22 protein-coding genes are annotated in these 24,976 nt (G+C 68.2%); 14 read left to right on the forward strand and 8 right to left on the reverse strand.

The annotated features are described in order from the left end of the window. The first annotated feature begins 118 nt into the window (after positions 1–118). The 3 genes from rpmI to MRBLMD1_RS16215 all read left to right on the forward strand — a co-directional run bounded on the left by rpmI (position 119) and on the right by MRBLMD1_RS16215 (position 1,817). Positions 119–313, forward strand: coding sequence for a 50S ribosomal protein L35 (rpmI, locus tag MRBLMD1_RS16205; RefSeq protein WP_009358635.1), 195 nt, complete (start codon positions 119–121; stop codon positions 311–313). A 118-nt stretch (positions 314–431) separates the two neighbouring features. After that, entirely contained in the window at positions 432–821 is a 390-nt protein-coding gene (gene rplT / locus MRBLMD1_RS16210; protein ID WP_018763610.1) for a 50S ribosomal protein L20, read from the forward strand. Between the two features lie 69 nt (positions 822–890). Beyond that, positions 891–1,817, forward strand: a complete 927-nt coding sequence (locus MRBLMD1_RS16215) for a TrmH family RNA methyltransferase (RefSeq protein WP_364401389.1) — start codon at positions 891–893, stop codon at positions 1,815–1,817. A 141-nt stretch (positions 1,818–1,958) separates the two neighbouring features. On the opposite strand, the gene MRBLMD1_RS16220 is transcribed toward MRBLMD1_RS16215, so the two are convergent. Continuing rightward, entirely contained in the window at positions 1,959–2,234 is a 276-nt protein-coding gene (locus MRBLMD1_RS16220) for a GlsB/YeaQ/YmgE family stress response membrane protein (protein ID WP_159632311.1), read from the reverse strand. A 167-nt stretch (positions 2,235–2,401) separates the two neighbouring features. Continuing rightward, complete coding sequence (locus tag MRBLMD1_RS16225; RefSeq protein WP_224025622.1) at positions 2,402–3,610, reverse strand: MFS transporter; 1,209 nt, start codon at positions 3,608–3,610, stop codon at positions 2,402–2,404. A 163-nt stretch (positions 3,611–3,773) separates the two neighbouring features. Between MRBLMD1_RS16225 and MRBLMD1_RS16230 the strand changes: the two genes are divergently transcribed. Beyond that, positions 3,774–4,235: a (deoxy)nucleoside triphosphate pyrophosphohydrolase gene (locus MRBLMD1_RS16230; protein ID WP_364401394.1), complete on the forward strand. Its 462-nt coding sequence runs from the start codon at positions 3,774–3,776 to the stop codon at positions 4,233–4,235. A 10-nt stretch (positions 4,236–4,245) separates the two neighbouring features. Here MRBLMD1_RS16230 and MRBLMD1_RS16235 read toward each other — a convergent pair whose 3' ends face one another. The 3 genes from MRBLMD1_RS16235 to MRBLMD1_RS16245 all read right to left on the reverse strand — a co-directional run bounded on the left by MRBLMD1_RS16235 (position 4,246) and on the right by MRBLMD1_RS16245 (position 6,592). After that, entirely contained in the window at positions 4,246–5,376 is a 1,131-nt protein-coding gene (locus tag MRBLMD1_RS16235) for an Rv2578c family radical SAM protein (RefSeq protein WP_364401397.1), read from the reverse strand. Between the two features lie 107 nt (positions 5,377–5,483). Next, positions 5,484–6,143 (reverse strand): SIMPL domain-containing protein, encoded by a 660-nt coding sequence (locus tag MRBLMD1_RS16240; protein WP_364401400.1) that lies wholly within the window; start codon positions 6,141–6,143, stop codon positions 5,484–5,486. Further along, on the reverse strand, positions 6,140–6,592 hold the full coding sequence (locus MRBLMD1_RS16245) for a hypothetical protein (RefSeq protein WP_159632307.1): 453 nt from the start codon (positions 6,590–6,592) through the stop codon (positions 6,140–6,142). The genes MRBLMD1_RS16240 and MRBLMD1_RS16245 overlap by 4 nt, the downstream gene beginning before the upstream one ends. A gap of 201 nt (positions 6,593–6,793) precedes the next feature. Between MRBLMD1_RS16245 and pheS the strand changes: the two genes are divergently transcribed. From pheS to MRBLMD1_RS16260, 3 genes are read left to right on the forward strand one after another with little or no spacing between them, the layout of a single operon-like run. After that, positions 6,794–7,855, forward strand: a complete 1,062-nt coding sequence (gene pheS / locus MRBLMD1_RS16250; RefSeq protein ID WP_364401404.1) for a phenylalanine--tRNA ligase subunit alpha — start codon at positions 6,794–6,796, stop codon at positions 7,853–7,855. A 2-nt stretch (positions 7,856–7,857) separates the two neighbouring features. Beyond that, complete coding sequence (pheT, locus tag MRBLMD1_RS16255) at positions 7,858–10,401, forward strand: phenylalanine--tRNA ligase subunit beta (RefSeq protein WP_364401407.1); 2,544 nt, start codon at positions 7,858–7,860, stop codon at positions 10,399–10,401. A gap of 32 nt (positions 10,402–10,433) precedes the next feature. Next, complete coding sequence (locus MRBLMD1_RS16260; RefSeq protein ID WP_364401410.1) at positions 10,434–11,138, forward strand: 4'-phosphopantetheinyl transferase family protein; 705 nt, start codon at positions 10,434–10,436, stop codon at positions 11,136–11,138. On the opposite strand, the gene MRBLMD1_RS16265 is transcribed toward MRBLMD1_RS16260, so the two are convergent. The 3 genes from MRBLMD1_RS16265 to MRBLMD1_RS16275 all read right to left on the reverse strand — a co-directional run bounded on the left by MRBLMD1_RS16265 (position 11,102) and on the right by MRBLMD1_RS16275 (position 17,578). Continuing rightward, complete coding sequence (locus tag MRBLMD1_RS16265) at positions 11,102–12,463, reverse strand: M1 family metallopeptidase (RefSeq protein ID WP_364401413.1); 1,362 nt, start codon at positions 12,461–12,463, stop codon at positions 11,102–11,104. The genes MRBLMD1_RS16260 and MRBLMD1_RS16265 overlap by 37 nt on opposite strands. A gap of 11 nt (positions 12,464–12,474) precedes the next feature. After that, on the reverse strand, positions 12,475–16,377 hold the full coding sequence (locus tag MRBLMD1_RS16270) for a Pls/PosA family non-ribosomal peptide synthetase (RefSeq protein WP_364401490.1): 3,903 nt from the start codon (positions 16,375–16,377) through the stop codon (positions 12,475–12,477). A 235-nt stretch (positions 16,378–16,612) separates the two neighbouring features. Continuing rightward, positions 16,613–17,578: a quinone oxidoreductase family protein gene (locus MRBLMD1_RS16275; RefSeq protein WP_159632302.1), complete on the reverse strand. Its 966-nt coding sequence runs from the start codon at positions 17,576–17,578 to the stop codon at positions 16,613–16,615. 155 nt (positions 17,579–17,733) lie between these two features. On the opposite strand from MRBLMD1_RS16275, the gene argC reads away from it, so the two are divergent. From argC to MRBLMD1_RS16310, 7 genes are read left to right on the forward strand one after another with little or no spacing between them, the layout of a single operon-like run. Further along, positions 17,734–18,765, forward strand: coding sequence for an N-acetyl-gamma-glutamyl-phosphate reductase (gene argC / locus MRBLMD1_RS16280; RefSeq protein WP_224025629.1), 1,032 nt, complete (start codon positions 17,734–17,736; stop codon positions 18,763–18,765). After that, positions 18,762–19,928: a bifunctional glutamate N-acetyltransferase/amino-acid acetyltransferase ArgJ gene (gene argJ / locus MRBLMD1_RS16285; RefSeq protein WP_364401418.1), complete on the forward strand. Its 1,167-nt coding sequence runs from the start codon at positions 18,762–18,764 to the stop codon at positions 19,926–19,928. The genes argC and argJ overlap by 4 nt, the downstream gene beginning before the upstream one ends. A 54-nt stretch (positions 19,929–19,982) precedes the next feature. Then, positions 19,983–20,942 carry an acetylglutamate kinase gene (gene argB, locus MRBLMD1_RS16290; RefSeq protein ID WP_364401421.1) on the forward strand — a complete coding sequence of 320 codons (960 nt, stop codon included), beginning with the start codon at positions 19,983–19,985 and terminating at the stop codon, positions 20,940–20,942. After that, positions 20,939–22,192 (forward strand): acetylornithine transaminase, encoded by a 1,254-nt coding sequence (locus MRBLMD1_RS16295; protein WP_224025632.1) that lies wholly within the window; start codon positions 20,939–20,941, stop codon positions 22,190–22,192. Before argB ends, MRBLMD1_RS16295 begins: the two co-directional genes overlap by 4 nt. Continuing rightward, positions 22,189–23,190 carry an ornithine carbamoyltransferase gene (gene argF, locus MRBLMD1_RS16300; protein WP_364401424.1) on the forward strand — a complete coding sequence of 334 codons (1,002 nt, stop codon included), beginning with the start codon at positions 22,189–22,191 and terminating at the stop codon, positions 23,188–23,190. The genes MRBLMD1_RS16295 and argF overlap by 4 nt, the downstream gene beginning before the upstream one ends. After that, positions 23,190–23,720 (forward strand): arginine repressor, encoded by a 531-nt coding sequence (locus MRBLMD1_RS16305; protein ID WP_159632296.1) that lies wholly within the window; start codon positions 23,190–23,192, stop codon positions 23,718–23,720. The genes argF and MRBLMD1_RS16305 overlap by 1 nt, the downstream gene beginning before the upstream one ends. Before the next feature lie 45 nt (positions 23,721–23,765). Then, positions 23,766–24,971 carry an argininosuccinate synthase gene (locus MRBLMD1_RS16310; RefSeq protein WP_018763590.1) on the forward strand — a complete coding sequence of 402 codons (1,206 nt, stop codon included), beginning with the start codon at positions 23,766–23,768 and terminating at the stop codon, positions 24,969–24,971. The last annotated feature ends 5 nt before the right edge of the window (positions 24,972–24,976 follow it).

The raw sequence follows: 24,976 nt of genomic DNA on the forward strand, positions 1-24,976 counted from the left end.
TTCACAGCTGCCGGGGCGTGTCCCCGGCAGTCAGCAACCAGCATGCTGCCCGCAGGGGTGGCTGCGCGATAGAACTGCCGGCCCCCGGGTCCGCAGAAACGTAAGGAGATCGGTTCCCATGCCGAAGATGAAGACCCACAGTGGTGCTAAGAAGCGCTTCAAGCTGACCGGCAGCGGCAAGCTGCGCCGCCAGCAGGCCAACCGCCGCCACTACCTGGAGCACAAGTCCAGCCGCCTGACCCGCCGCCTTGCCGGCGACAAGATCGTCTTCAAGGGCGACGCCAAGGTCATCCGGAAGATGCTCGGCATCTAGTTTCCAAGTTTATTGATGGACCGCCCACCGGTGGTTCGTCACCTGCCAAACAGCCTTCTCAGGCCGCCGGAACACCGGCAACAGATGCTTGGGATCAGATTTTCGAAGGAGTACGCACGTGGCACGTGTGAAGAGGGCGGTCAACGCCCACAAGAAGCGCCGGGTTGTTCTTGAACGGGCGAAGGGTTACCGCGGACAGCGTTCGCGCCTGTACCGCAAGGCCAAGGAACAGCTGCTGCACTCGTTTGTGTACAGCTACGGTGACCGCAAGAAGAAGAAGGGCGACTTCCGCCGCCTGTGGATCCAGCGCATCAACGCTGCGTCCCGCGCCAACGGCCTCACCTACAACCGCCTCATCCAGGGCCTGAAGGCCGCTGAGGTCGAGGTTGACCGCCGCATGCTGGCCGAGCTTGCCGTTTCTGACGCCAACGCCTTCGCCGCACTGGTCCAGGTGGCCAAGGACTCCCTGCCGGCAGACACCTCCGCCAAGAAGGTTGCCGCAGCCTAGCAGCCGCTGCCGCCCCTCGCCTGAGGGGCCAGTTCAGGAACTGGAAGCGTCAGCTACTACAGTTCTTGTATGAACGAAACCGGGCGCCCGCAAGATCTTCCACTGTCCAACCCCCGAGCCGATCGGGTCAGGGACGTGGCAAGGCTTGCAGGGCGCCCGGCCCGTTTAAAGCGTGGCCAGTTCCTTGCCGAGGGGCCGCAGGCGGTCCGGGAAGCCCTCAAGCTCCACCAGCAGCGCCTCGCGGCGGGAGCGCCCGGAGTGGTTACCGAGGTATTCGCCAGCGAAAGCTGCCTGGACCGCTTCCCCGAATTCGAAGAGCTCGCCGAAGGCACCAACGCCCGGCTGGCCACCGATGAGGTCCTGGCGGCCATGGCGGACACCGTCAACCCGCAGGGAATCGTGGCCGTCTGCAGGTTCGTGGACGTTGAGCTGGCGGACGTGCTCGACGCCGGCCCGCGCCTGATTGCCGTGCTGTGCCAGGTCCGGGACCCGGGAAATGCAGGAACCGTGCTGCGTGCGGCCGATTCGGCCGGTGCCGACGCCGTCATTTTCACAGCGTCCAGCGTGGATATCTACAATCCCAAGGCGGTCCGCTCCACCGCAGGGTCGCTGTTCCATCTTCCGGTCGTCCTGGCCGCAGATCCCGCGGAACTGGCCGCCGCCTGCAAGGCCCGGGGCATCGGCGTCCTCGCTGCCGACGGTTACGGGCAGCTGGACCTGGATGTCCTGCAGGACGAGAACGCGCGGCGCAGGCTCACCGGGGACGGCCCTGAATCCGCTTTTGACCTCGCTGCACCGACCGCCTGGTTCTTTGGGAATGAGGCCCAGGGGCTCTCGGATGAGGAGCTTGAACTGGCGGACCACCGGGTGGCGGTTCCGGTATACGGCGCGGCCGAAAGCCTCAACCTTGGAACCGCAGCCACCGTGTGCCTCTACGCCAGCGCCCGATCCCAGCGCCGCCCCGACACTGCCGCCGGGCAGGTCCGCGCCGGGTAAGGGGAGCACGACGGCGGCCGGCGGCCCGCGCCCGGCCGGACTCCCGGTGCCCGCATGCACATCCGCGGGGCAGCATTGTTGCCGGGCACAAAGAAAGGCCCCGGAAATCCGGGGCCCGATGGTTGTTGCAGGACAGAGTTATCAGGGAGCGCGGCTGGCTTTTCCGCGTCCGGTGACGGCTCCGTAGATGCCGGCGACAACCAGGCCGCCGACGATAGCGAGAATCCAGGTGCCGAGGTCGAAGAAGGCAAGATCGCCCTTGTTGAACAGGAGGCTGCCAATCCAGCCGCCAACGATGGCTCCAACGACACCCAGGATGAGGCTGGTAACCCAGCCGCCGCCGACCCGACCGGGCATAACGGCTTTAACGATGGCCCCGACAATCAGGCCCAGAATAATCCAAGCAAGAAAACCCATGTCTCCTCCTCATTGTGACCGGGATTAATAGTCCCGATGAGCCTCAAGCTAACATAAGCACCCCGCAAAGTCAGTAGCCCCAAAAAGGGCGTTGCCGCATCGTTAGGAGCCTGAATCGGCGGGGAGTTGGAGGGGCCGTGGCCTCGGGGCGCGCAGTGGGCGCCAGCTTAGCCCGCCAGCGGCCTCTTGCGTTCCAGCAGGCCGCTGAGGAGGGCGACGCCGAAACCGAGGACGGCCAGGACGGCGCCGACGAGTGCCGGGGCAACAAATCCCCACCCGAGGGCGATGACCACTCCACCAAGGAACGCGCCGAGTGCGTTGGCGACGTTGAGGGCGGCATGATTGAGGGAAGATGCCAGCGACGGTGCATCCGGGGAGGCGTCGAGGAGCCGGGTCTGCAGGGCGGGGATCAGCATGGAACCGGAAGCTCCCACCACGAACACCATCACCATGGCGCTCCACTGCCAGTGGGCTGCCACCGCGTAAACCACCAGGGCCACGGCAATGGCCGGGAGGACCCGGTAGAGGGTGCCCATTACCGATTTGTCGGCCAACCTGCCACCCACGATGTTGCCGGCCACCATCCCCAGTCCGTACAGGGCCACCACCAGGGGGAGCAGCCCCGACGGGATGCCGGCCACGGCCGTCATGGTGTGCGCGATATAGGTGTAGGTGGCGAAGAAGCCGCCGAAGCCCACGATGCCCACCAGGAGGGCCAACCAGACCTGTAGCCGCTTGAGGGCGCCAAGTTCGCGACGGATGCTGGCATCGGGGTGGGCCTGCTGGAACGGGACGAACTTCCACACCATGGCCAGGGCCACCAGGCCGATGGCGCCCACCAGGACAAACAGCAGGCGCCACCCGAAGGTTTGGCCCAGCCAGGTGGCGAACGGGACGCCCACCACGTTGGAGACACTGAGCCCGGCCATGACCATGGAGATGGCCCAGCCCCGCCGGGTGGGGGGAACCAGGGATGCAGCGATGACGGCTGCAACTCCGAAGAACGCCCCGTGGGGCAGCCCGGCGGCAAAGCGGGACACGAGCATCGTCCCGTAGTCAGGGGCTATGAACGAGGTCAGGTTGGCCACGGTGAAGAACAGCAGGAGGCCCAGTGCCAGTTTCTTGCGGGGGAGCCTGGCGCCGACGGCGGCAAGGAGCGGAGCGCCGACCACTACTCCCAGTGCGTAGGCGGAGATCAGGTGCCCGGCCTCTGGAGTACTGATCCCCAGGCCCTGTTCCACTTCCTTCAGCAGGCCCATCATGGTGAACTCGGTGACGCCGATGCCCACCCCGCCCATGGCCAGGGCAAAGATGGCCATGCCGACGTTGGGGGTCTTGGTGCGGGCTGCCGTGGACGGGGAAAGGACGCTGCTCATATGCCTGCTTTTCAAAAAGTGGAACGGGAACTGGGACGGGACGCCACGGCAATGGGGCAGGAAGGTCCGGACAGTGAGGCCAACCCCGGGCGGGCAGGCCCTATTCCCTGGGACGGGAAATGCTGATCCGGGCTGTTCCCATTGTGGCCCATAGAATGGGCCGGTGACTGAACTGATTCAGGTAGTGGGCGGAGCCGTGGTGGACAGGCTTGCCAATCCAACGGCACTGCTGGTGGCGCGGCGGAGCGCTCCGGAGCACCTCGCCGGGCTGTGGGAGTTCCCCGGAGGCAAGGTGGAACACGGCGAGGCGCCCGAAGCGGCACTGGTACGGGAACTGGCCGAGGAGCTGGGAATCGGGGTGCGGCTGGGGGCAGAGCTGCCGGCGGAAACACCGGCCGGATGGCCCCTGAACGACCGGGCCAGCATGAGGGTGTGGTTCGCCGAGGTGACCCGTGGCGATCCCGCACCTTTGGAAGACCATGACGAACTGCGCTGGATCCGGCTGCAGGACAGCGAAGCAGTCCTGGGGCTGCCGTGGATTCCGGCCGATTACCCGATTGTGCGTGCCCTCCTGGAGTCAGCGGGCGCACTGGCACCGGGGCAGGGCCGGGCCCACGCCCGATAATCCAGGCTGCTCAGAACAGGGAATCCTGCACCGCGGACGGCGGCGCTGAAGCAGCCGTGTGACCTCCGGGCGCTGCAGCCGGAATGCTCCCCGCCGGATACTCCGCTTCCTCGGCGCGTGGATCATCCACGTCCCGGTTGTCGAGGTCCCTGTTGTTGAGGTCCCGGTGGCTGAAGCCGGAGGAATGCGAAAAGCCGTGGCGTGCCTTGAAATAGCGGACCTTGCCGGCAAGCCACGTCCGGTATTCCTTGGACGCGTAGGAGCCGGTCCCGTAGAGCCGCCGGTAGCGGCCGGCCAGTTCGGGATGGTTGGCGGCGATCCACTTCATGAACCATTCCCTGGTGCCCGGCTTCAGGTACAGCGCGCCCGCACTGACTCCGGTTGCGCCGGCGGCCGCCAGGGAACCGAACAGCGCATCCAGGGATTCATCGCTGTCCGAGAGCCACGGCAGGATGGGCATCGCCATGACGCCGCAGGGCAGCCCGGCTTCGCGCAGCCGGGACACCAGTTTGAGCCGGGCCCTGGGCCCCGGGGTGCCGGGCTCGATGGCCTCGGAGAGGGCTTCGTCGGTCATGGCCAGGGAGATGCCAAGCCCTACCGGCACCTGTGCGGCAGCACTCTTGAGCAGCGGGATGTCCCGTGCCAGCAGGGTCCCCTTGGTAAGGATGGACAGGGGAGTGCCGGACTCCGCCAGGGCATTGATGATGCCAGGCATGAGCCGGTACCTGCCCTCGGCCCGCTGGTAGGGGTCGGTGTTGGTGCCCAGCGCCACCTGCTGGCGCGTCCATGAGGCCTTGTTCAGTTCCTTCCGGAGGACTTCCGCGGCGTTGACCTTCACCACCACCTGGCTGTCGAAATCCATGCCGGCGTCGAAGTCAAGGTAGGTGTGGCTCTTGCGGGCAAAGCAGTAAACGCAGGCGTGGCTGCAGCCGCGGTAGGGATTCACTGTCCACTCGAAAGGCATCTTCGATCCCGCCGGGACCCTGTTGAGCACCGATTTTGCGGTGACCTCGTGGAACGTGATCCCGGCGAACTCGGGGGTGGTGACCGAGCGGACCAGCCCGGCCAGCGGAAGCAGCGCGGGACCGGGTCCTCCTGCGGTTTCCGGCGTGGGCACCAGTGCTTGCGCTTCCCATCTCATGGGACCCATTCGAAAACATGTTCGAATTTAAGTCAAGGCGCCACGCAGTCGAAGCCAGTGGAAACTATGCCTCGACGCGGCCCATACGGCTCCAGGCGCCATCGGGGCTAGGGCCGCAGTTCCCATGTGACGGTGACGGCTGCCTCCACCCGGTTCAGGCCCGGCTCAACCTGTGGACCTTCCGTGGCGGATGCCCGCTGCAGCCCGGCAAACGGTACCGGTCCCGGCGCCGGGCGCTGGTCGGTGACGGACAGGACCCGGCCCAGGCCGGCCGAGGCCAGTGCGGCATACTGCGCAGCGGAACCCAGCGCGTCCTGCCAGGCCGCGTCACGCGCCTGCGCCCGGACCACTGAGTCGTCCGAAAGGACCAGCTGCAGGCTGTTCAGGCGGACATTGTCCCCGGCGGTGTGGACGGCTGCTGAAACTGTGGCCGCCGCGCTGCCGAGGTCCCGCAGCCTGACCGCGAGGCTGCTGGAGGCAATGTAGCCCACAAGCCGCTGGCCCTCACCGTCCCGCCAGGCGAGGTCCGCTCGGACGGCCAGGCCGGCCGAGCGGATATCGTCCGGGGAAACGCCCCGGCTGCGGAGGGCCGCTCCAACTGCCGCCAGGTCCCTGCCTGCTGCCGCGTAGGCTTCCGCCACCGATTCGGCGCGGCACTCCACGCCTATGGAAACAAGCATCAGGTCCGGTGCGGCCTCCGCCCATCCAGTCCCCGTGACGGTGATGGCCCCAGGATCCCGGCGGTCCTGCGGGTCCTGGCCCGTCACGGCTGCCTCGCCGCCCGGAGTGGGTAACCGCCGGCGGCAAGGCCTGCCCGCCGCTCGAAGATGTTCGCCGTCCCCGGATTGCCGGTGCGCAGCACGGACCAGCCGGCGGCTGCCAGGTACAAGGGGATGAAGGGCAGCCCCAGGCACCACGCGTACTGGCTGCAATGCCGTTCCTCGTGTCCCAGGAGCGCAGGCCGGGACAGCAGGTCCGCAGCCGTGCTGCGGCACAGCACCACGTTGCCCAGGGTGAAGGCGCCGGCGAACGGCAGCCGCCAGCGGTAGCCGGCCGCAATGATCAGGCCGCGCGGCCCCCGGCTGATCCGGGTCCGGGCGGCCAGGGCGACGGCGAGCCCGGCCAGGGTGCTCCCGTTGAGGAGGTTTGCTGCCCGCCTGAGCCGCTGGGCCGTCGTCGGGCCATTCACCGAACCTGCGTGCTGCCGCAACGTCATGAGGCCATGGTAACCGGAGGGTTCTACTAGACTGGAGGGCAGTGGCCGCCGGTCCTGCCGGCGAGCCCTGACCTGGTCATTGAATGACACTGACGTTCAGCGCATTCATCCATGACCTGCCAGCGACGGAGGCACCGGGCGGGAAACCGCGCAGGGCTGCCCCGGCCGCAGGCAGCCACGACTCGTAGCTAAGAACAGTAGATGACTGAAACTTTGCCGGGCGCCGCCATCCCGAACCCCACGGATGAGGCCGCCATCAACGCCGCTGTAGACCAGGCCATCACCGCCATCGCCGGTGCGGCCACCCTTGACGAGCTGAAGGCGGTGCGCCTCGCCCACAGCGGCGAAAAATCGCCGCTTAGCCTGGCCAACCGGGAAATCGGCCGCCTCCCCAAGGACCAGAAGGCGCTCGCCGGAAGGCTGATGGGTGCTTCCCGCGGCCGGGTCAACAAGGCGCTCGCCGACCGGACCGAGGTACTCGAAGCCGAGAATGATGCCCGGATCCTGGTTGAGGAGACCGTGGACGTCACCGCTGCCCCCCGCCGCCGCCGCGCCGGTGCGCGCCACCCGCTGTCCACCCTGCAGGACCGCGTGGCGGACATCTTCGTGGGAATGGGCTGGGAGATCGCGGAGGGCCCCGAGGTGGAATCCGAGTGGTTCAACTTCGACGCCCTGAACTTCAAGCCGGACCACCCGGCCCGCGAAATGCAGGACACCTTCTTCGTGGAGCCGCCCGAAGCCCACCTGCTGATGCGCACCCACACCTCCCCGGTGCAGGTCCGCTCCATGCTCGAGCGTGAGGTGCCCATCTACGTGCTGTGCCCGGGCAAGGTGTTCCGCACCGATGAGCTGGACGCCACCCACACCCCGGTGTTCCACCAGTTTGAGGGCCTTGCCATCGACAAGGGCCTGTCCATGGCGGACCTGCTGGGCACCCTGGAGCACTTCACCCGGCAAATGTTCGGCGAGGAGGCGAAGGTCCGCCTGCGCCCCAACTACTTCCCGTTCACCGAGCCCTCCGCCGAGCTGGACATCTTCCACCCCGGCGCCAAGGGCGGCCCGCGCTGGATCGAGTGGGGCGGCTGCGGCATGGTCAACCCCAACGTCCTGCGCGCTGCGGGCATCGACCCGGACGTCTATTCAGGTTTTGCCTTCGGCATGGGCATCGAGCGTGCCCTCATGTTCCGCAACGAGGTTGCCGACATGCACGACATGATCGAAGGCGATGTACGGTTCAGCGAGCACTTCGGGATGGAGATCTAACAGTGCGTATCCCACTTTCCTGGCTGCGGGAATTCGCAGCAGTACCGGCCGGAGCAACGGCCGAAGACGTCATGGAAGAACTGGTCAAGGTCGGCTTTGAAGAAGAAGCCGTCCACCGTCCCACGGACACCCTCCAGGGCCCCGTGGTGGTGGGCCAGGTCCTGAGCCTGGTCAAGGAACCGCAGACCAACGGCAAGACCATCAACTGGTGCCAGGTCCGCGTAGTCCCCGAAGGCAAGGAACAGACCCTCACCGGGGACGGCATCGACCCGTCCGGCGTCCAAGGCATCATCTGCGGCGCGCACAACTTCGTTGAGGGCGACAAAGTGGTGGTCACGCTTCCGGGCGCCGTGCTGCCCGGCGACTTCCGCATCTCCGCCCGCAAGACGTACGGCCACCTTTCCGCCGGCATGATCGCCTCGGTCCGCGAACTGGGCATCGGCGAGGACCATGACGGCATCCTGGTGCTGTCCCGCATCGGGCTGGACCCTGAGGTGGGTACCGACGCCATGGAGCTCCTGGGCCTGTACGACCAGGCAGCCGAAATCAACGTCACCCCGGACCGCGGCTACGCCTTCTCCATCCGCGGCGTGGCCCGCGAATACGCGCACGCCACCGGCACCGCCTTCACGGATCCCGCCTCCAGGGTCCAGGCGCCGGCCGAACTTTCCGGCGGTTACGGCGTCAAGCTCAACGACGACGCCCCGATCTACGGCAAGGCCGGCTGCGACCGGTTCGTGGCCCGCACCGTCAGGGGCGTGGACGCCACCCGTCCCACTCCGCCATGGATGGTCTCCCGGCTCCGGCTCGCCGGCATCCGCTCCATCTCGCTGCCGGTGGACATCTCCAACTACGTCATGCTCGAACTGGGCCAGCCCACGCACTGCTATGACCTGGACAAGCTCTCCGGCGACATCGTGGTGCGCCGCGCCGCCGCAGGGGAGAAGATCACCACCCTGGACGGCAAGGAACGCACCCTTGACGCCGAGGACCTGCTCATCACCGACGACTCCGGCGCCATCGGCATCGCAGGCGTCATGGGCGGCGCGGCCACCGAGGTGAGCGATTCGACGTCGAACATCCTGGTTGAGGCGGCGCACTTTGACGACGTGTCCATCGGCAGGTCCCGGCGCAGGCACAAGCTGCCGTCCGAGGCGTCCAAGCGCTTCGAACGCGGCGTGGACTGGCAGGTGGCGGGCATCGCCGCCCAGCGCGTGGTGGACCTCCTGGTGGAACTGGCCGGCGGCACTGCCGACGAAGCCGGCACCGACGTCGGGACCGCCCCGGAAACCATCACCATCGAGCTGCCCGCAGGCTTCGCTGCCGCACGGATTGGCATCGACTTCACCGAAGACCAGATCGTCACCTCGCTTGAGGACCTGGGCGCCGTGGTGGCAAAGCACGACGCCGGGTGGACGGTGACGCCGCCGAGCTGGCGGAGCGATCTGGAGACCAAGGAAGACCTGACCGAGGAAATCGCCCGGCTGGTGGGCTACGACAAGATCCCCGCCACGCTGCCGGTCGCCCCTCCGGGCCGCGGCCTCACCCGTGTCCAGCAGCAGCGCCGCCGCCTCATCCAGGCACTGGCCGACGCCGGACTCACCGAGGTCCTGTCCTACCCGTTCGTCTCCAAGGCGGCCAACGACACCTTCGGCGTGGCTGACGAAGGAGGGGCGCGGACCGCCCTCAAGCTGGCCAACCCGATCAGCGAGGAGCACGGCTACCTGCGCACGTCCATCCTGCCCGGACTGATCGAGGTGGCCAAGCGCAACCACTCCCGTGGCTTCCGGGACCTGGCCCTGTTCGAATCCGGCCTGGTGTTCCTGCCCGAGGGGACGGTGGGCACGGCCTCCATCCCGCCGCTGGGTGCCAAGCCTGCCGATGAGGTTCTTGACGCTTTGTACGACGGCGTCCCGAACCAGCCGTTCCACATCGCGGCAGTCCTCACCGGCCACGATTCCCCGGCCGCCGCGTCCCACACGCCCCGTGTGTGGGACTGGGCCGACGCCCTGGACGTGGCCCGGCTTGCCGGCGACGTGCTGGGCGTGGACCTGGTGGTCAGCCAGGGCAGCCACCAGGCGTTCCACCCCGGCCGCACCGCCCGGCTGGCGCTGCGCACGGGGGAGACCGTTGGCTACGCCGGCGAACTGCACCCCAAGCTGCTGGCCGCCTCGGACATGCCCGCCCGTTCGGTGGCACTGGAACTTGATGCCGATGCCCTGTTCGAAGCCGCGCCGGACGTGATTGTGGCCCGCCACATTTCCACGTTCCCGGTGGCCACCCAGGACGTGGCGCTCGTGGTCCCGGCCGACGTGCCGGCAGACGACGTCCTTGCCGCCCTGCGCGAAGGCGCCGGAGAGCTGCTGGAAGACGTGGCGCTGTTCGACGTTTACGCAGGCAAGGGCATCGAGGACGGCAAGAAGTCGCTGGCCTTCGGGCTCCGCTTCCGGGCCGCCGACCGCACCCTCACCGCTGACGAGGCCTCGGCGGCGCGTGAAGGCGCAGTGGCGCTGGCTGCCGAACGCTTCGGAGCTGTCCAGCGGTAGGGTTCCTCCAGGCTTTTCGGGAAGGGCGGGTCATGGCGCAATGCGAAGTGCGCGCCATCCCGCCCTTCCTGCTGTCCGGGAAAGACAGCGGGACGCAGGAGGACGCCGAAGGCCTCCTGGACAGCGTCGAATTGGCGCGGGCCAAGGCTTTGCCGCCAGCCGCCGGCATTGCTTTTCTGGCCGGCCGGCTGGCGCAGCGGAGGCTCGCCGCGGAGCTGCTCTCACTTCCCGCCGCAGACCTCACCGTGGCCTACAGCTGCCCGCAGTGCGGAACCGGCCCCGGGGTGGGCCACGGCCGGCCGGGATACAGCTATCGGGGTGCCCCTGTGCCGCTGGCATTGAGCTTGTCCCGGGCAGCCGGCTGGACATTGTTGGTGGCTGTGGTGGACGCCTCGCCGGGAACGCGGCTGGGCGCCGACATCGAGGATCCGTCCCGTACCGGCTTTGACGGGTTCGACGGGCTTGCCCTGACGCCTGCGGAGCGCCGGAACCTCCGGAACGTCAGGGTGGAGCTGCTGCCGGCGGCGAGGGCCAGGCTCTGGGCACGCAAGGAAGCCTGGCTGAAAATGACCGGTGACGGACTCCGGACTGCGCCGTCCACCGTGGACGTCAGCCGGCGTCCCGGCCTGCGGGACCTGGGCCCTGCTGAAACCGGGCTGCCCGCACACCTGGCCGCCGCCGTCGCACTCTCCGGACCCGTTCAGGCCAGCGGAAGCGGCGGCAGCGGCTCCTCGTAAAGCCACGGGTGCAGCAGCGGCTCCGCATCGACAGCTGTGGCGCTGCTGACCGCCACGATGAAGTCCTGCGTCGTGACGGAGCCGTGCCTGTGACCGGCTGTCCAGTCCTGCAGGACGGCGAAAAAGGCGAGGTCGCCCACGGCCGTCCGGACGGCGTGCAGGGCCAGGGCGCCCCGCTTGTACACGCGGTCATCGAACATGCGCGCCGGACCGGGATCGCCCACCAGGATGTCCTGGTCCTCAGCCTGCAACCGCTGCCAGGCCGACGCGGCCCGCTCCGCCACGCTCATAACGCCTGCTTCCTCGGACCAGATCCACTCGGCATAGCAGGCGAAGCCCTCGTGCAGCCAGATGTCCTGCCACCCCGCAGCGGTCAGGGAATTGCCAAACCACTGATGCGACAGCTCATGGGCGATCAGGCGCTGGGACTCCCAGTCCAGGCCCAGGTGGTTGGGACCCAGGATTGCCATCGACTGCGCCTCAAGCGGGATTTCCAGTTCGTCCTCGGTCACCACCACCGTGTACGCGGGAAACGGATAAGGGCCAAAGCAATTGCTGAAGGTGCGCATCATTGCCGGTTGCCGGGCCAGTCCTGTCCTGGCACGGTCCGCCAAGGCGTGGGAGACCGCCACGGACTGCGGAACCGGGGCCCCGTGCCGTCCGGCGTCCAGCTCCAACGGCACGTACCTGCCAATCTGGACGGTCGCAAGATAGGCGGCCATCGGCTCCGCCTGTTCGTAGACCCAGGTTTCCCGGCTGGCGCGGGCCGTATGCGATTGCAGTACGCCGTTGCATACCACCCGGTAGTTCGCTTCAGTGGTGACCGTGAACCGGTAGCTGGCCTTGTCCCTGGAGTGGTCGTTGCAGGGGAACCAGGAGGGGGCACCGTTGGGTTGTCCGGCCACCAGGACACCGTCCGTCAGTTCCTCCCAGCCCACCTGGCCCCAGGGTCCGCGCCGCGGCCGCGGGTTGCCCTCATAGCGCACCTCCAGGGTGAAGGGCTGTTCCGGTTCGAAGGGGGCTTGCGAGGTGACGACCAGCTGCCCGGCCCGCTGGCTGAACCGGAGCGGTTTGCGGCCGTCCAGCAGGACCTTGGTGGCGCGCAGGCCAACGAGGTCCAGGACAATGGCCGACGTCGGAGCGCAGGTGACGCCGTGCAGCACCGCTTTGCCGCTGAGCCGGTTGCTGGCCACCCGGTAGTCCAGGTCCAGTTCGTACCGCTCGACGCGGAAGGCGTTTGTCCCGGCACCGGGCAGGTACGGGTCCGGGGAGGTTCCGGTGGCTGCGGGAATGCTGCCCCGGGCGGCTGATGCTGAAGAACTCATGGGACCTTCGGTTAGGTGGCAGACGGCGATCCGGGCCCGCTCCATGGGCTGACCGGGTTACCCATCCAGTACGTCGCGGCGGGCACTGCTTCGCCGCGCATCACCAAGGATGCCGGCCCCACCGTTCCGCCGGCGCCGATGCTGGCCTGGGGAAGGATGACCCCGTGCGGGCCCATGGTGGCCCCGTCCTCGAGCGTAACAGCGTCAATGCTCATCACACGGTCGTGGAACAGGTGCGTCTGCACCACACAGCCCCGGTTGACCGTGGAATTCCTGCCAAGGGCCACCAGGTCGGCTTCAGGCAGCCAGTAGCTCTCGCACCACGTGCCGCTGCCAATTTTCGCCCCGAGCGCCCGCAGCCACCAGACCAGCGCCGGGGTGCCCGATGCTGCCCGGGCGAACCACGGCGCCGTGACCAGTTCGATGAAGCTGTCCACCACTTCGTTCCGCCAGATAAAGGAGCTCCACAGTGGATGTTCACCGGGCCGGATCCGCCCCACCAGCACCCATTTCGCGGCGACGGACGCCCCTGCCGCCACGAGGCCCGCCAGCAGCATCACGACGCCGGTGAGCAGGGCGGCGGCGGCGTAGCCCCAGGTCGCTGCGATCCAGTCGAAGGCCAGCATGGTGCCGGCCGCGATGGCGACCGTGAGCATGACCGGCAGAAAGCGGCCCAGCTCCCACAGGGTGCGGGCGACTTTCAGCCGCGCCGGGGGCTGGAAAGTGCGCGAATCGTCGGAGGCGATCGCCGTCCGCCGCAACCGGACGGGCGGGCTTCCCAGCCAGGAGGTGCCGGACTTTGCCTTCGCCGGTGTGGCGGACAGGACGGCCACGAGTGAGTTCTTGGGAACGCTGCGTCCCGCGGCGGTCATGCCCGAATTGCCCAGGAAGGACCTTTTGCCGATCTTCGCCGGTGCCACCCGCAGCCAGCCGCCGTCGAGTTCGTAGGAGGCCACCATGGTGTCATCGGCGAGGAAGGCGCCCTCGCCCACGGTGGTCATCTTCGGTATCAGCAGCACGGTGGAGGCCTCGACGTTCTTACCGACCTTCGCGCCCAGCAGGCGCAGCCACACCGGCGTGAACAGGCTCGCGTAGATGGGGAAAAGCAGGTCCCTGGCCAGGTCCAGCACCCGCTCGGTGGCCCAGATCTGCCACCCCACCCGGCTGCGGATCCGGTAGTAGCCCTCCGTGATCCCGATGGAGAGGAGCCGCGTGGCAACCAGCACCAGGACGGCGTTCGTGGCGAACCACACCAGCGATGCCGGAGCAAGGGCCGCCAGCAGCCGGGGGAGGGCCCCGGTCAGCGACGTACTGCCCTGGACGAAGGTGAACGCGACCCACAGCGCGGCGGCAGCAGACAGGTACGGAATGAAGGACAGGCACGCAGACGCCAGGGAAAATCCGGCAAACCACGCACGTGCGGCAAACCTGCCCTGGGGCGGGGCATGTGGCACGCTGTGTTTGGCCTTGCCCTGCCGGCGGGCCGGTGAACCTGCGGCCAATTGGCCTGCCTTCACCTTCCCCAGCACCGCGGAACCGGCTTCCACCTGCGCCCCGGCCCCAATCGAGGCGCCGGGCATCAGCGTGCTGCGTGCACCCACGCTGGCACCGCGGCCAATGCGGATGGCCCCAATGTGAACGTCGTCGCCGTCGATCCACCAGCCTGACAGGTCCACCTCCGGTTCCACGTTGGCTCCGCTGCCGAGCGTCAGCAGCCCCGTGACGGGCGGCAGCGAATGAAGCTGGACGTCCCTGCCGATCTTCGCCCCCAGCGCCCGGGCGTAGTACGGCACCCAGGGCGCACTGGCGAGGCTGATGGCCCCTGCCAGGTCCTGGATCTGTTCTGCCAGCCACAACCGCAGGTGGACCCGCCCGGACCGGGGATAGATGCCTGGCCTGACGCCGCGGAGGAGGATCCTCGCGGCTGCGATGGACAGCAGCATTCGTCCGGCCGGGCTGACGAACACCAGCCAGGACGCTGCCACCCACCACCATGAAATGGTTGGTGCGGCAGTAAATCCGGCGAGTCCGGCCAACAGGTTGTTGATTGCCATGAGGTAGGTCAGCCACCGCATGCCCACCAGGATGTGCAGCGGCACACCCATCAGTGTCTGGAAGACCTGCGACTTCCTGGCAGTTGGCCGGACCGTCCGCTCCCGCGCAGGAGCGGAGTCCCCGGATTGGTTGACCTGCCGCGCCAGCTCCACCAGTGCCCCCACCCTCGGCGTCGCGTAAACATCGGCCACGGTGATGGTGGGGTAGCGGACCCTCAGCGCGGAGACCAGCTGGGCGGCGGACAGCGAACCGCCGCCGTAGGCGAAGAAGTCGGCGTCCAGCGATGTGACGGGGCTGCCCAGCACGCTGCTCCACTGTTCCACCACCCACGCGGCATCATCCGGAAGGTTCAGCGGAGCGGCATCCGCCTCTGCGGCGCCTGCACCCGCCAGGGGCCACGGCAGGGCGTGCCGGTCCACTTTTCCGCTGGTCTTGGTGGGCAGCGAGTCAACTGTCGTCAACAATGGCACCAGCGCCGCCGGAAGGCTTGCCGCCAGCTGTTCCCGTGCGGCACCCAGGTCCATGTCGTGGCCCGGTGCGGGGGCAAGGTAGCCCACCAGGATGTGGTTGCCTGCGGCGGTGGTCTGCACGGCGGCTGCCGCGCCGGCCACTCCGGGGAGGGCCTGCATGGATGCGTCGATCTCACCGAGTTCGATCCGGCGGCCGCCCAGCTTGACCTGGTCGTCCGCGCGGCCCTGGAAGATCAGGCCCGCCTGTTCGAACCGCACGAGGTCCCCCGAGCGGTAAGCCCGCTCCCACCCCAGGCTGGGCATGGGCGCGTACTTTTCCGCGTCCTTGGCCGGATCCAGGTACCGTGCCAGCCCCACCCCGCCGATAATCAGTTCACCCGTTCCGCCCTCGGGCACCGGGACACCCGCGGCATCGACAACGGCAAGGTCCCAACCGTCCAGGGGCAGTCCGATCCGTATTGGTCCAGGGCCGCCCAGCGGCGCCGCGCACGCCACCACCGTTGCTTCCGTGGGGCCGTACGTGTTCCAGACCTCCCGGCCCTCCACGGCCAGGCGGTCGGCGAGTTCCGGCGGGCAGGCCTCGCCGCCGAAGATCAGGAGCCGGACGTTTTCGAGGGATTCGGCGGGCCACAGGGCTGCGAGCGTGGGCACCGTGGAAACGGCGGTGATTGCGTGGTTGATCAGCCAGGGGCCGAGGTCCATGCCGGTGCGGACCAAGGCGCGCGGTGCGGGTACCAGGCAGGCGCCGTGGCGCCAGGCGAGCCACATTTCCTCGCAGGAGGCGTCGAAGGCAACCGAAAGGCCGGCCAGGACGCGGTCCTGCGGGCCGAGCGGATCATCCTGGAGGAAAAGCCGGGCCTCCGCATCGACGAAGGCTGCGGCCGAGCGGTGCTGGACGGCCACCCCCTTGGGTGTTCCGGTGGACCCCGACGTGAAGATGATCCAGGCGTCGTCCCCGGGTCCGGGCAGGCGCGCGCCCTTGAATGGACCGCTGCGTGCCGCACCTGCCGGCCCCGGCCCGACGGAGCCCCCGGCCCCCACGACGGCTGCCACCCGGGCTTCGCCAAACACGAGCCGGGCCCGTTCTGCGGGATCGTCCGCATCCACGGGAACGTAGGCTGCCCCCACCAGGAGGATGGCAAGGATGGAGACATACAGTTCGTTGGTCCCGGAGGGGATCCGCACGCCAATCCTGTCGCCGGCGCCCAGGCCGGCGAGGTGGAGCCGGCGTCCCGTGGCACGGACCTCGTCCAGCAATTGGGCGTAACTGAGCGACGTGCGGCCGTCATCCAGTGCCGAGGCGTCAGGAAACCGGGCGGCCGTGTCCTGCAGCACATCAATGAGGGTCCGGGCCGGCGGCGCCGCGGGAGCCCCGGCCAGCTGAGGCAGGAAAACGGCAACGCTGTGGCCGGCGTCCCCGGACTCCTGGTCCCGGCCGCCGGCTCCTGCACCGTCCCGGATGATGCTGGCTGGCTCCACGCCGGAACCGGAATCCCCAAAGGGGACCTGCTGCTGAGTCACTTGCGCATTGTGCCGGGACAAGATGAACGGAAGGTGTCGTGCGCGCCTAGACGGGCCGTTTCAGGCCGTTCGGGCGTTTGCCCGTTGTTCACGTCGCCCGTGCCTAGGGAACCAGCAGGACTTTCCCGGTGGTCTTGCGGCCTTCGAGGTCGCGGTGCGCCTGCCCGGCCTGGCTGAGCGGGTAGCGTGCACCGATCCGGACCTTCAGGCTGCCGTCGGCCGCGGCGGCGAACACCTCGTCCGAACGCCAGCGCCGCTCCGCCGCGTCCCGCAGGTAGTGGCCCATGGTGGGGCGCGTCAGGAACAGGGATCCCGCGGCGTTGAGGCGCTGCGGGTCAAACGGCGGGACGGGCCCGGAAGCCGCCCCGAACAGCACCAGCATGCCCCGGATCCGCAAGGCTGCCAGGGAGCCGTCGAACGTATCCTTCCCCACGCCGTCGTAGACGACGTCGACGCCGGTACCGCTGGTGATGTCCCTGACCCGCTCCGCGAAGCCGTCGTAGCGCAGCACGTGGTGCGCGCCGGCGTCGAGCGCAAGCTGCTCCTTTTCGTCGGTGGAGACCGTGGTGATGACTTCCGCGCCCCGTGCCTTGAGCAGCTGGATCAGCAGCAGCCCCACGCCCCCGGCGCCCGCGTGCAGCAGGACCTTGTGGCCGGGCTCCACCTTGAAGGTGGAATTCATCAGGTAGTGGGCGGTGACGCCCTGCAGGGGGAGCGCTGCGGCAGTGAAAACATCCAGGCCTTTCGGTACCGGCAGTGCGGCATCCTCATCCACCAGCGCGTAGTCCGCGTAGCAGCTGATGCCTTCAGCGGTAGCCACCCGGCTGCCCACGGCGAAGCCGGTCACGCCCTCGCCGACTGCCTCGACAGTGCCCGCGGCCTCCGAACCTGGAGTGAAGGGGTAGGGGACTTTGTACGTGCCGCTGCGCTTATAGGTGTCGATGAAGTTGACGCCGGCCGCCCCGACCTTGACCAGCAGCTGCCCGGGGCCCGGAACGGGGGGCTCCGCCTCCGTGTACTCAAGGACTTCCGGTCCGCCTGCCTGCCGTGCGACGATTGCGTGCGTCATGGCTCTCCTTTCGCGGGTCCCGGCGTCTCCGGCCCCGGCTGCCGAAACCATCCTAGGGACACTCCCGGGCGGCACGACAAGTGCCGCGTTACCCGGACGCGCTCGAATGCATAATTATCAGTACCAATGCATAACTATTGCTGTATAGTCGGAGCATGACTATTTCTGTTGCGGTTTCGGGAGCCAGCGGCTACGCCGGGGGAGAGGTCCTCCGCCTTCTTGCCGGGCACCCCGGTGTGACCATCGGCGCCATCACAGCCCACAGCAACGCCGGTTCCCGCCTCGGTGAACTCCAGCCCCACCTGCACGGGCTGGCCAGCCGCATCCTCGAGGACACCACGGTGGAGAACCTCTCCGGCCACGACGTCGTGTTCCTTGCCCTGCCGCACGGCGCCTCCGCGGAGATCGCCGCCCAGCTGCCGGAGGGCACGGTGGTCATCGACGCCGGCGCAGACCACCGGCTTGAGGACCCCGCCGCCTGGGAAAAGTTCTACGGCTCCGCCCACGCCGGCACCTGGCCCTACGGACTTCCCGAGCTCCCCGGCCAGCGCGAAGCCCTCAAGGGAGCCAAGCGCATCGCCGTTCCCGGCTGCTACCCCACGTCCGCCCTGCTGGCCCTGACCCCCGGGTTCGCCGCGCACCTGCTGGAGCCCGACGACGTCGTGATCGTTTCCGCGTCCGGCACCTCAGGCGCGGGCAAGGCCGCCAAAGTCAACCTGATCGGCTCGGAGGTCATGGGCTCCATGAGCCCCTACGGCGTCGGCGGCGGCCACCGGCACACGCCGGAAATCGAGCAGGGCCTGTCCAACGCGGCGGGGGAGCAGGTCACCGTATCCTTTACGCCCACCCTTGCCCCGATGAGCCGCGGCATCCTGACCACCGCCACGGCCAAGGTCAAGGCCGGCACCACGGCGGCGGAACTGCGCCTGGCCTGGGCCGAGGCGTACGAGGATGAGCCGTTCGTCCACCTGCTGCCGGAAGGCCAGTGGCCCACCACCAAATCGGTCCAGAGCTCCAACCATGCCGCCATGCAGCTGGCCTTCGATGCCCACACCGGCCGGGTCATCGTCACCTGCGTCATCGACAACCTCACCAAGGGCACTGCCGGCGGCGCCGTGCAGTCCATGAACATCGCACTCGGCCTGCCGGAAACCGCCGGCCTCAACCTGCAGGGAGTAGCCCCGTGACCATCACCGCACCCCAGGGATTCCGGGCCGCCGGCGTCACTTCCGGACTCAAGGCCTCCGGCAATCCGGACCTCGCCCTGGTCGTCAACGACGGCCCCTCCAAGGCCGCCGCCGCCGTGTTCACCAGCAACCGGGTGGCAGCAGCCCCCGTGCACTGGTCCCGCCAGGTGGTCTCCGACGGCCGGGTGGACGCCGTCATCCTCAACTCCGGCGGCGCCAACGCCTGCACCGGCCCCACCGGGTTCCAGAACACCCACAGCACAGCGGAAAAAGTGGCGAAGGTGCTGGGAATCTCGGCCACTGACGTCTTCGTCTGCTCCACCGGCCTGATCGGCGAGCAGCTGCCCATGGACAAGATCCTTCCGGGGGTGGAGGCTGCCGCGGCGGAGCTCAGCACCGACGGCGGTCCGGCCGCCGGCACCGCCATTATGACCACGGACAGCGTGCCCAAGTCAGCGCTCTTCATCGGCACCGACGCCGACGGCCAGGAGTTCAGCATCGGCGGCATCGCCAAGGGGGCAGGCATGCTGGCCCCGGGCCTGGCCACCATGCTGGTGGTGCTCACCACGGATGCCGACGTGCAGCCGGAGATGCTCGACGTCGTCCTCCGCGATGCCACCCGCGTCACCTTTGACCGCGCCGACTCGGACGGCTGCATGTCCACCAACGACACCGTGGTCCTGCTGGCCTCCGGCGCTTCCGGGGCTGTGCCGTCCGCCGAGGCCTTCGGTGCCGGGCTGACCCAGGTCTGCGCCGAGCTGGCACGCAAACTGATCGCCGATGCCGAGGGCGCCAGCCACGACATCGCCATCCGGACCTTCAACGCGGCCAGTGAAGCCGACGCCGAGACGGTCAGCCGCTCCGTGGCCCGCTCCAACCTCTTCAAGGCCGCCATCTTCGGCAAGGACCCCAACTGGGGACGTGTGCTCTCCGCCGTGGGCACCACCGACGCCGCCTTCGAGCCGGACAAACTCAACGTGGCCATGAACGGCGTCCAGATCTGCCGGAACGGCAGCATCGGCGATGACCGCTCCCTGGTGGACCTGGAACCCCGCGAAGTGCTGGTGGAAATCGACCTGCAGGCAGGCGACGCCGAAGCCACCATTTGGACCAACGACCTCACCCACGACTACGTGCACGAAAACAGCGCCTACTCCAGCTAGGAGCCCGGGCCACGGCAATACCGCCAGGCACAAGCCGCTGTGGAAAGTGACAACATGAACACCCAGACGCGTGAAACCACCAGCATGTCCGCCGCCCAGGACAAGGCAGAAACCCTGATCGAGGCCCTGCCTTGGATCCAGCGGTTCGCCGGCACCACCATGGTGATCAAATACGGCGGCAACGCCATGGTCAACGACGAACTCCGGCGAGCTTTCGCCGAGGACATCGTCTTCCTCCACCATGTGGGCATCCACCCCGTAGTGGTGCACGGCGGCGGCCCGCAGATCAACTCCATGCTGAGCCGGCTGGGCATCGAATCCGAGTTCAAGGGCGGACTGCGCGTCACCACCCCCGAGGCGATGGACGTGGTCCGCATGGTCCTTACCGGCCAGGTGGGACGCGAACTGGTGGGCCTTATCAACTCCCACGGCCCCTACGCCGTCGGCATGTCCGGCGAAGACGGCGGCCTCCTCCGCGCCGTCCGCACCGGGACCGTGGTGGACGGCGAAGACGTGGACCTCGGGCTGGTGGGCGAGGTGGTCGGCGTCGACCCCGCAGGCATCATGGACATCCTCGCCGCGGGCCGCATACCCGTAATTTCCACGGTGGCCCCGGAAATCGTCGACGGCGGTGAGGGCGTGGCGGGGACCGCACGGTTCCAGCCCACCGGCCAGGTCCTGAACGTCAATGCGGACACCGCAGCAGCGGCGGTGGCCTCGGCGCTCGGCGCTTCCAAGCTGGTGATCCTGACCGACGTCGAAGGCCTTTACGCCAACTGGCCGGACAAGTCCTCGCTGATTTCCTCGCTCACGGCGTCGGAGCTGAGGGACATGCTGCCCCGCCTCGAATCCGGCATGATCCCCAAGATGGCCGCGTGCCTCAAGGCCATCGACGAGGGCGTGGAACGCGCACACATCGTGGACGGGCGCCTGCCCCACTCCATGCTTCTTGAAACATTTACGACGGCGGGCATCGGCACCCAGGTAGTCCCGGACGAGGAGATCAACGGATGAACACCATGGAAAAGTCACCAGTGAATGAGTTGGTGGAAACCACGGGCCACGCCGGTTCCGAGTGGCTCTCCCGCTACTCCAGCTCGCTGATGAACGTGTTCGGCACGCCGCAGCGGGTCCTGGTCCGCGGCGCCGGCTGCCTGGTCTGGGACGCCGACGGCAAGGAATACCTGGACCTGCTCGGCGGCATCGCCGTGAACGCCCTGGGCCATGCCCACCCGTTCGTGACGTCGGTGATTTCCAGCCAGCTGGCCACCCTGGGGCACGTCTCCAACTTCTTCACCAGCCCCACCCAGGTGGCGCTGGCCGAGAAACTCCTGCAATTGGCCCACGCGCCCGCCGGCTCCAAGGTGTTCTTCAGCAACTCCGGCACCGAGGCCAACGAGGCAGCGTTCAAGCTGGCCCGGCGCAACACCGGTTCCGGGGACACGAAACGCACGAAGATTATTGCCCTGGAGGGCGCCTTCCATGGCCGGACCATGGGGGCCCTGGCACTCACCGCCAAGGAAGCCTACCGTGCACCCTTCGAGCCGCTGCCCGGCGGCGTGGTGCACATCCCGTTCGGTGACATCGCCGCGCTGGAGGCAGCCGTTGACGACACCGTCGCCGCCGTGTTCCTGGAACCGATCCAGGGCGAGGCAGGCGTCCGTCCGCTGCCGCCGGGCTACCTGAAGGCAGCGCGGGAGGCCACCAGCAAAGTGGGCGCCCTGCTCATCCTGGACGAGGTCCAGACCGGCATCGGCCGGACCGGCAAATGGCTCGCCAGCGAGGATGCGGGCATCGTCCCCGACGCCATCACCCTGGCCAAGGGGCTGGGCGGAGGCTTCCCCATCGGTGCCCTGCTCACCTTTGGTGAGCAGACGTCGTCGTTGCTCTCAGCAGGCCAGCACGGCACCACCTTTGGCGGAAATCCCGTGGCTACCGCGGCGGCCCTGGCCACCCTCCACGCCCTCGAAAGCCAGAACGTGCTGGCCAACGCGGCGGCGGTGGGGGAGCACCTGCGCTCCGCGCTGGGCGCCATTCCCGGCGTCACCGAAGTCCGCGGCGAAGGACTGCTGATCGGCTTCGACCTGGACGCCGACGTCGCGCCGGCCGTGGTGCAGGCGGCCCTCGACGCCGGCTTCATCGTCAACAGCCCGGGTCCGCGCACCATCCGCCTGGCACCCCCGCTGATCCTCACCACGGCGCAGGCCGATGCCTTCCTCTCCGCTTTCCCGGCAATCCTCCAAGCAGCTAAGGACGCCCAGTGACCACCGCAACCCGGCACTTCCTCAAGGACACCGACCTCAGCCCCGCCGAGCAGGCAGAGGTGCTGGACCTTGCCGCCCGCATGAAGGCGGCCCCCTACAGCGTGCAGCCCTACGCCGCGGAAGGCAGCGGCCGCAAGACCGTGGCCGTGATCTTCGACAAGACCTCCACCCGGACCCGCGTGTCCTTCGCCACCGGCGTTGCCGACATGGGCGGCAACGCGCTGGTCATCAACCCGGGCGAAGCCCAGATCGGGCACAAGGAATCCGTGGAGGACACCGCCAAGGTCCTCGAACGGATGGTGTCCACCATCGTGTGGCGCACCGGCGCGCACGCAGGCCTGGTGGCCATGGCGGAGAACTCCAGGGTCCCGGTCATCAACGCCCTGTGCGACGACTACCACCCGTGCCAGCTCCTGGCTGACCTGTTGGCAGTCAAGGAACACAAGGGCGAACTCAAGGGGCTCACCATGAGCTACCTGGGCGACGCTGCCAACAACATGGCCAACTCCTACCTCCTGGCCGGAGTCACCGCCGGCATGCACGTCCGCATCGCCGGGCCGGCGGGCTACCTGCCCGCGGAGGACATCGTCGCGGCAGCCCGGGAGCGTGCGGCCGAAACCGGCGGCTCCGTGCTCATCACCACCGACGCCAAGGAAGCGCTGCAGGGCGCAGACGTCGTAGCCACCGACACCTGGGTGTCCATGGGCCAGGAGGCCGAAAAGGAAGCCCGGATGCAGCTGTTCCGGGACTACTCCGTGGACTCGGACGCCATGGCACTCGCCGCGGAAGACGCCGTCGTGCTTCACTGCCTGCCCGCCTACCGCGGCTATGAAATCTCCGCCGACGTCATCGACGGCCCGCAGTCCATCGTCTGGGACGAAGCCGAAAACCGGCTGCACGCCCAGAAGGCGCTGATGGCCTGGCTGATGCACCGCTCGGGCCTTGCCTTCGTGGACGGACTTTCCCCCGTCGAAGGCACAGGGGAGAGCACGTTCTAGTGTCCGCCCAGCCGTCCTCCCCGGGCACCAGCCCCGCCACCAAGACTGCCCGACAGGCGCGCATCACCGCCATCCTCACCGGGCAGTCCGTGCGTTCCCAGGCGGAACTTGCGGCGCTGCTGGCGGACGACGGCGTCCAGGTCACCCAGGCCACGCTGTCCCGCGACCTCGTGGAACTGGGGGCCGTCCGGGTCCGCGGGAAGGAGGGCGTCCTGGTGTACGCCGTCCCCGGCGAAGGAGGCGAACGGGGCGCCAAGAGCGGAGTCACCCAGGAGATCCTGGACGCCCGGCTCGCCCGGCTGTGCAGCGAACTGCTGGTCACCGCCGAAGCGTCCGCCAACATCGCAGTCCTCCGGACGCCGCCCGGAGCCGCGAACTTCCTGGCCCTGGCCATCGACCACTCGGTGATGCCGTCCATCCTGGGCACCATTGCCGGTGACGATACCGTCCTGCTGGTTTCCCGTGACCCGCTGGGTGGCCCGGACCTCGCCGCCCGCTTCCTGCAACTGGCTGAGGAAGCCGGGCAATAAGCTTGAAGACAACAAATCAACCAACCCCAACAAGGAGCATTTAAAGTGACTGAACGCATTGTGCTGGCCTACTCCGGCGGCCTGGACACGTCCGTCGCCATCGGCTGGATCGGTGAAGCCACCGGTGCCGAGGTCATCGCCGTGGCGGTCGACGTCGGACAGGGCGGCGAATCGCTCGAAACCATCCGCCAGCGCGCCCTGGGCTGCGGCGCCGTCGAAGCCTACGTTGCCGACGCATCGGACGAGTTCGCCAACGAATACTGCGTCCCCACGCTGAAGGCCAACGCCCTGTACCAGGGCCACTACCCGCTGGTGTCCGCCATCTCCCGCCCGGTCATCGTCAAGCACCTGGTCAAGGCAGCCCGCGAATTCGGCGCCACCACCGTTGCCCACGGCTGCACCGGCAAGGGCAACGACCAGGTCCGCTTCGAAGTCGGCATCCAGACCCTGGGCCCGGACCTGAAGTGCATCGCACCGGTGCGCGACCTCGCCCTGACCCGCGACAAGGCCATCGCCTTCGCCGAGGAAAAGGGACTGCCGATTGAGACCACCAAGAAGAACCCGTACTCCATCGACCAGAACGTCTGGGGACGCGCCGTCGAAACCGGCTACCTCGAGGACATCTGGAACGCCCCCACCAAGGACATCTACGACTACACCGCCACCCCGGAGTTCCCGCCGGCACCGGATGAGGTCACCATCTCCTTCGAAGCCGGCGTGCCCGTCGCGATCGATGGCGTCAAGGTCACCCCGCTGCAGGCCATCAAGGAACTGAACCGCCGCGCCGGTGCACAGGGCGTCGGCCGCATCGACGTCGTCGAGGACCGCCTGGTGGGTATCAAGTCCCGCGAAATCTACGAAGCCCCCGGCGCCATGGCGCTGATCACCGCCCACAAGCACCTCGAGGACATCACCATCGAGCGCGAGCAGGCCCGCTTCAAGGCCACCGTGGGCCAGCGCTGGGCCGAGCTGGTTTACGACGGCCAGTGGTTCTCCCCGCTGAAGCGCTCCCTGGATGCCTTCATCGAGGACACCCAGAAGTACGTCTCCGGCGATATCCGCATGACCCTGCACGGCGGCCAGGCCATCGTCAACGGCCGCCGCTCCGACACCTCGCTGTACGACTTCTCGCTGGCCACCTACGACACCGGTGACACCTTCGACCAGTCCCAGGCCAAGGGCTTCATCGAGCTGTGGGGTATGTCCGCCAAGGTCGCTTCCGGCCGCGACATCCGCGTCGCAGGGAAGTAGCCCGC

The organism is Pseudarthrobacter sp. LMD1-1-1.1, assembly GCF_040676255.1.
Lineage (GTDB): Bacteria > Actinomycetota > Actinomycetes > Actinomycetales > Micrococcaceae > Arthrobacter.

What these genes read in the sequence shown, in the direction of transcription:
- pheS (WP_364401404.1), top strand. Translation starts at nt 6,794, where the DNA reads ATGACTGAAACTTTGCCGGGCGCCGCCATCCCGAACCCCACGGATGAG.
- argB (WP_364401421.1), top strand. Translation starts at nt 19,983, where the DNA reads ATGAACACCCAGACGCGTGAAACCACCAGCATGTCCGCCGCCCAGGAC.
- MRBLMD1_RS16275 (WP_159632302.1), bottom strand. Translation starts at nt 17,578, where the DNA reads ATGACGCACGCAATCGTCGCACGGCAGGCAGGCGGACCGGAAGTCCTT.
- MRBLMD1_RS16220 (WP_159632311.1), bottom strand. Translation starts at nt 2,234, where the DNA reads ATGGGTTTTCTTGCTTGGATTATTCTGGGCCTGATTGTCGGGGCCATC.
- MRBLMD1_RS16295 (WP_224025632.1), top strand. Translation starts at nt 20,939, where the DNA reads ATGAACACCATGGAAAAGTCACCAGTGAATGAGTTGGTGGAAACCACG.
- argC (WP_224025629.1), top strand. Translation starts at nt 17,734, where the DNA reads ATGACTATTTCTGTTGCGGTTTCGGGAGCCAGCGGCTACGCCGGGGGA.
- MRBLMD1_RS16215 (WP_364401389.1), top strand. Translation starts at nt 891, where the DNA reads ATGAACGAAACCGGGCGCCCGCAAGATCTTCCACTGTCCAACCCCCGA.
- MRBLMD1_RS16235 (WP_364401397.1), bottom strand. Translation starts at nt 5,376, where the DNA reads ATGAGATGGGAAGCGCAAGCACTGGTGCCCACGCCGGAAACCGCAGGA.
- MRBLMD1_RS16260 (WP_364401410.1), top strand. Translation starts at nt 10,434, where the DNA reads ATGGCGCAATGCGAAGTGCGCGCCATCCCGCCCTTCCTGCTGTCCGGG.
- rpmI (WP_009358635.1), top strand. Translation starts at nt 119, where the DNA reads ATGCCGAAGATGAAGACCCACAGTGGTGCTAAGAAGCGCTTCAAGCTG.
- MRBLMD1_RS16225 (WP_224025622.1), bottom strand. Translation starts at nt 3,610, where the DNA reads ATGAGCAGCGTCCTTTCCCCGTCCACGGCAGCCCGCACCAAGACCCCC.
- MRBLMD1_RS16245 (WP_159632307.1), bottom strand. Translation starts at nt 6,592, where the DNA reads ATGACGTTGCGGCAGCACGCAGGTTCGGTGAATGGCCCGACGACGGCC.
- MRBLMD1_RS16265 (WP_364401413.1), bottom strand. Translation starts at nt 12,463, where the DNA reads ATGAGTTCTTCAGCATCAGCCGCCCGGGGCAGCATTCCCGCAGCCACC.